This window comes from Anaerotignum lactatifermentans (assembly GCF_014982935.1).
GTDB lineage: Bacteria > Bacillota > Clostridia > Lachnospirales > Anaerotignaceae > Anaerotignum > Anaerotignum lactatifermentans.
Map to the genome: position 1 here is coordinate 1 of NZ_JADCKK010000100.1, position 4907 is coordinate 4907.

The window sequence follows — 4907 nt, forward strand, 5'->3', positions numbered from 1 at the left end:
GAATCCGTCATAAACTGATCCGTCCTTTCACACCCCGTCATAACGGGAAAGTGGAACGCAGCCACCGGAAGGATAACGAGCGGTTTTATGCCACCCATACCTTTTATTCCTTTGAGGACTTTTCCAGACAGCTCCAAGTCTATAATCGTAGGGACTATAATCTGTTCCCTATGAGACCTCTGGGTTGGAAATCCCCACAGACTGTCCTGAAGGAATTTATTAAGGAGGGTGTAACATATGTTTGACAAACCCACAAATACACGTTGATTTGTATTAGGACTTTCAAAAGTTATCCTATGAAGCAGCAAAGCAATATATGATATTTTTTTCCAATCCACAATATTAAAAAAACGCAGCTATAGAGCCATAGCAAAAAAAGCTGAAATCCTTGTCATATAGAGGATTTCAGCTTTCTTATTCCTACTGAGATTTTATTTGATATATTTTGTTCTGAATACAACCATCACAATTCTCTATAAAAAATCAAGGAAAAGAAAAACTCGTTTTTTAAAGGGAAGTTGCTTTCTAGCCATGGCTTTTTCCGCTGTCAGTAGCCGTATTCTTTTGCAATTCGTTCCAGTTCTTCCGCATCCGCATTACGGATTCTGCTTTCATCCAGTATCATGGCAGGCATGCCAGCCACTGCTCCGGCATAAACTTCAGAGAGAAGTTTGCTTCTGAGTTCTTCTGCATCTCTATCATTTTTCCCCATGATGCACTCTCCTTTCTCATTCATTTCATAAATCCTCATCGTCCCAATCATCATCCCAGTCCTCGTCGTCATCTTCATCATCAAGGAGTTCCACGCGAGGCGGCGCGAAATCAAAGAAATAGGATTCCTCTGGGAAATTCCACTGGGCAATGGCTTCTGTAGATACCTTTTCCAACATACAGCCGAAGAAATATTCCCTGCCATCAGAGCTCATGAAATGGGGTTTTTCATTATGATATTCCACAGAAATATCCAGATTCAAATCTGCCATACAAATTTTGAAAAGGTATGTAATAAACTCTTCGGGATATTCCTGCCAAGGACGTTTTCCATTGAAAAAATCCTCCACGGAAAATTCATGTTCAAAAGCTTCTTCCAGTGTACCGAAAATCTCTTTCGCATCATCTCCAAGGAATAATTGTCCGCCAACATCTATCCAGATGCCATCTTTTCGTGTCAAAACTGCACGCTGGATAGAATATTCCATGACCAAAAGGTTTTTGCCAAAATCTGTTTCCTCAGGTGGGTTCAGCTCATACTCCAGATATTCTATCAAGGAAACTGTGTTGGAATACAGATCGAACACACAGCTTTCCCCTTTTACATCTTCTCCCGTATACTTCAACCGCACTGCCGCTTTTTTTGCTGATGCTTCTTTGTCATCAAGATAGCATTCCAGTTTCCAAACATCATCATCCTCACGCAATTCACAAATGGTATCGGAACCAGTAGGAGAATAAAAACTATAATAGTCTGTCGTATCGGTCACAGAAAATGTGATCTCCACCCCAACAGCGATTTCCAACTGTGGATGTGCCTTGGCAATCTGATTGATAAAATCCAGAACCACCAAAGCGATATTGGAAAAATGATCCCACTTCAGAACTGCTTCTTCCTCTGTATTGGGAATTGCTTTTAATTTTTCCCGCAGCATGGAACTGATATAATCCGCTTCTGATTTTACCTCTTTATTGATATAATTCTCCGGCAGTGTTTTCACCCAGTTTTCAATGACTTTGGGAATATCCTGCATCAATGCGCCGCTGCCATGGATTCCCACTTGAAAATCGCCATCATACCGCATAGGGCACACCTCCTTACAAATCAAACCAATTCAAAACGAATTTTCTTTTTCGCAGCGTATCTGTGGGCAACAGAACCTCTTTTTACCTGCAAAATCACTTTATACTCGAAAACACCAAACAGCTCCTGTGCTTTTGGATAAGCGGCAAAGATACCATTTCCACCGTCATCAATCTGTGTCACAGACGCGGGAATGGCAAATTTTTTCTTGCTGTATCCCCATTCTCCCGGAAGAACCGGACCATAGTTGCAGCCGCAGGCGTACAAACATTCTTTTCCCAAATACCGCAAGCCTTCTGGCAATTCCAATTCTGTAATGCTTTCACAATAAAACAGTGCTTCATTATCAATCTTCACAAGTCCTTTTGGCAATTCCAGTTTTTCCAGTAATTTGCAGTTTTTCAGCATCTTTCTGGACAAAACAGTCATATTCTTTGGCAAATTCAATTTTTTCAGAATTTTGCAGTCCTCAAAAGCAGAAACGCCAATGTCTGTACAGCTTTCCGGCAACACTACTTCTTCTAAGGAAATGCAGCCCTTGAAAGCATTCTTTTCAATCAGTTTCACACCATCAGGTACGATGACTTTTTCCACATACTCATTGCCTTCAAAAGCCCCCTTGCCGATTGCTGTTATTTTTTTGCCGTCCATTTCGGCAGGAATCTCAATGACGCTTTCTTCACCTTTGTATGACTGGATTGCAGCCGTTCCATCTTCTAAGTCACTGATTTCAAATGTGCCTTTTTCCACAGGTGTATCCGGTAAAGCACTCAACAGATATTCCAGTATTTTTTCCTGTTTGCCACGCTTTGCTGCTGCAATAAATTTTCTTCTGCATTTTTCAATATTGGGATAACGCTTTAAGCAGGCAAGCAGATAGCATTCCGCTGGCTGTGTAAATCCTTCTCCGGAAATCCGCTCTTCCATTTCAGAGTCCATATCCACATATCCATACTCAATACTGGTATCTCCTAAAAATGAAAAGTCCTTCAATTCTCGACAATCACAAAAAGCATCATCCTTTAATTCTGACAAACTTTTTGGTATCGTTACTTTTTTCAGTTCACTGTACTGAAAACATAAATTTCCAATTTCTTTTAAGGACTCCGGCAATATCACTTCATCCAAATGTGAATATTGAAAAGCAGTCACTTCGATCTCTTCCACACCATCAGGCACAGTATAGGTTCCTGTCTTTTGGCAAGGCATCTTTATAAGTCTTTTGCCGTCTTTGGTGTAAAGCACACCATCAACATCTTTCAAATATGGGTTTTCCGGATCAACAGTAATTTTTTTCAAACTTTTTGCACCATAAAGCGTACCAAGCCAAACATCATAAATGTTTTGGGGCAGAGTAATGCTTTCCAATTCATTCCCATTGGCGGCAGAAATGGCAATGGTTGCCTGTTCTCCTGCTTTAGCGATCATTTTTTCCGGTATCACCAGATCTTTGTTCTCGCCGGTATAGCGCAGATCGCATCTTTCACCCTTCCGACCAGATGCAGAAAACTCAAAATCCTTCCATTTACTCATGTATGATTCCCCCTTTTCTTTTACAGAAAACGGAACAGGTCATATTCCGCAATGATTTTAACATCCTTGCCTTTTGCCCGTTGTTCCATGACTTGATCAATCTTCTTGGCACCTGCTGAACCAAAATCCCCCAAAACAAGGTAGTTTGTTTTGCCGCTAACGGCTCCTGTGCATCTTCCGCCTTTGGCTTCGATCATTTTCTTAACCTCATCTCTGTCACCGTCACAGTTTTGGAAATCTCCGGTCAAAACAAAGGCGCTGCCGCTGATTTCCATAGAGTCAATCTCATCCAGAGGATATTGAGGTTCTGTGTCCCAAGTGTTGACATCTCTATCTTCGTCATCATCCTCGTCATCATCATCTTCGTCATAAAAGTCAAAATCTTCGCCATAGCCTTCATCTATGTTTTCTTCTACTGGACACCCCCACATTTCCTCGTAGAATCCGTTAAGTTCTTCCCACTCCTCTGTATCAGGTGAAAACTTCAGGAAAAATTCAATGAACGGGTCTTCGCCGCAATCACCAAAATATTCTATGATTTCCCAATAATCATCTGTATCTTCAAATATATCTGTAGGTGTTACATTATTTTTTACCCACTTACGCAGTTTTTTTCTATTTACATCAGACAAAAAGTTTTCAAAAAAATCCACAGCTTCATCCAGAGCTTCTGTTTCATAGTCATCCCAAGATGGTACAATATCCTCACATTCCATTATTTTATAGCTGATGCAGCTTCCGTCTCCAGAAGTAAACTGACCAATCTCATGGATATGTACGCCGCAGCTTTCTTCCACATCCTCAAAATCCATCTCGATCACAAGATGATTTTCACACATGATTTTCAGGAAGTTTTCATACTGCTCCTCTGTAAGGGAATGAATCAGTTCGCCATTTGGTCTTTTCGGTTTTTCTTTCAGCCAATCTCTTGTCCAATCCTCAAATGAGTCCAGTGTGCCCGAAAATGACCATCTTCCGCAGCCAAAAAAGTACGATGTCAGGTGTTCCTCATCGAAACCATCATAGCTTTGAATCCCATACTCGCCGTAAAATTCCCACATATCCAGTACTAGTTCCAAAGCAGCAATGGCTTCCTGCGTCCAGTCACCTTTTAATGTAATTTTCCCGCTTGCACTCGAAATATTTGCCATAATCCATCGCCTCCATTATACACATAGTAATTTTATCAATTTTTTTGTTGATAATTATGCTTTAATTTACATAATTTCCCATATCCGTAATCCCATTATACAATATAAATATTTTTATTTCAACAATCAGCTGTTTTTTAACAAATACAGCAGTTTATAAATAAGACTTATGCTTTTAAAAGATTATGGGCACAAAAAAAGATATGCCATATTCAAATAAATAAACTGACATATCTTTTTTGCAAGCAAACATAAAAAAAGAACTTCGAATCGCTTCGAAGTCCTTCACTGGATTCCGGCAACCATCTACTCTCCCAGGCAGCTTCCCACCAAGTACCATCGACCGCTCAGGTCTTAACCGTCGTGTTCGGAATGGGAACGGGTGTGTCCCCTGAGCGCATCATCACCGGAAATATGTAATTCTTGAA

At 40.5% G+C, this 4907-nt stretch carries 5 protein-coding genes and 1 rRNA gene; 1 reads left to right on the plus strand and 5 read right to left on the minus strand.

The window, feature by feature from the left end; all coding sequences use genetic code 11:
• The coding region (locus INF29_RS13785) for an integrase core domain-containing protein (RefSeq protein WP_193485461.1) at window positions 1-245 on the plus strand (245 nt) is incomplete at its 5' end.
• 302 nt (window positions 246-547) lie between these two features.
• Here the strand turns inward: INF29_RS13785 and INF29_RS13790 are convergent.
• From INF29_RS13790 to rrf, 5 genes are all read right to left on the minus strand, one after another.
• A complete protein-coding gene (locus INF29_RS13790) occupies window positions 548-736 on the minus strand; it encodes a hypothetical protein (RefSeq protein ID WP_072853319.1) in 189 nt (62 codons plus the stop codon).
• Between the two features lies 1 nt (window position 737).
• Window positions 738-1796, minus strand: a complete 1059-nt coding sequence (locus tag INF29_RS13795) for a hypothetical protein (RefSeq protein WP_193487289.1) — start codon at window positions 1794-1796, stop codon at window positions 738-740.
• Between the two features lie 20 nt (window positions 1797-1816).
• Window positions 1817-3328, minus strand: a complete 1512-nt coding sequence (locus INF29_RS13800; protein ID WP_193487291.1) for a leucine-rich repeat domain-containing protein — start codon at window positions 3326-3328, stop codon at window positions 1817-1819.
• A gap of 20 nt (window positions 3329-3348) precedes the next feature.
• Window positions 3349-4479, minus strand: coding sequence for a BRCT domain-containing protein (locus INF29_RS13805; RefSeq protein ID WP_193487293.1), 1131 nt, complete (start codon window positions 4477-4479; stop codon window positions 3349-3351).
• Between the two features lie 293 nt (window positions 4480-4772).
• Window positions 4773-4890: ribosomal RNA gene (rrf, locus tag INF29_RS13810) — 5S ribosomal RNA — on the minus strand.
• Between the last annotated feature and the right edge of the window lie 17 nt (window positions 4891-4907).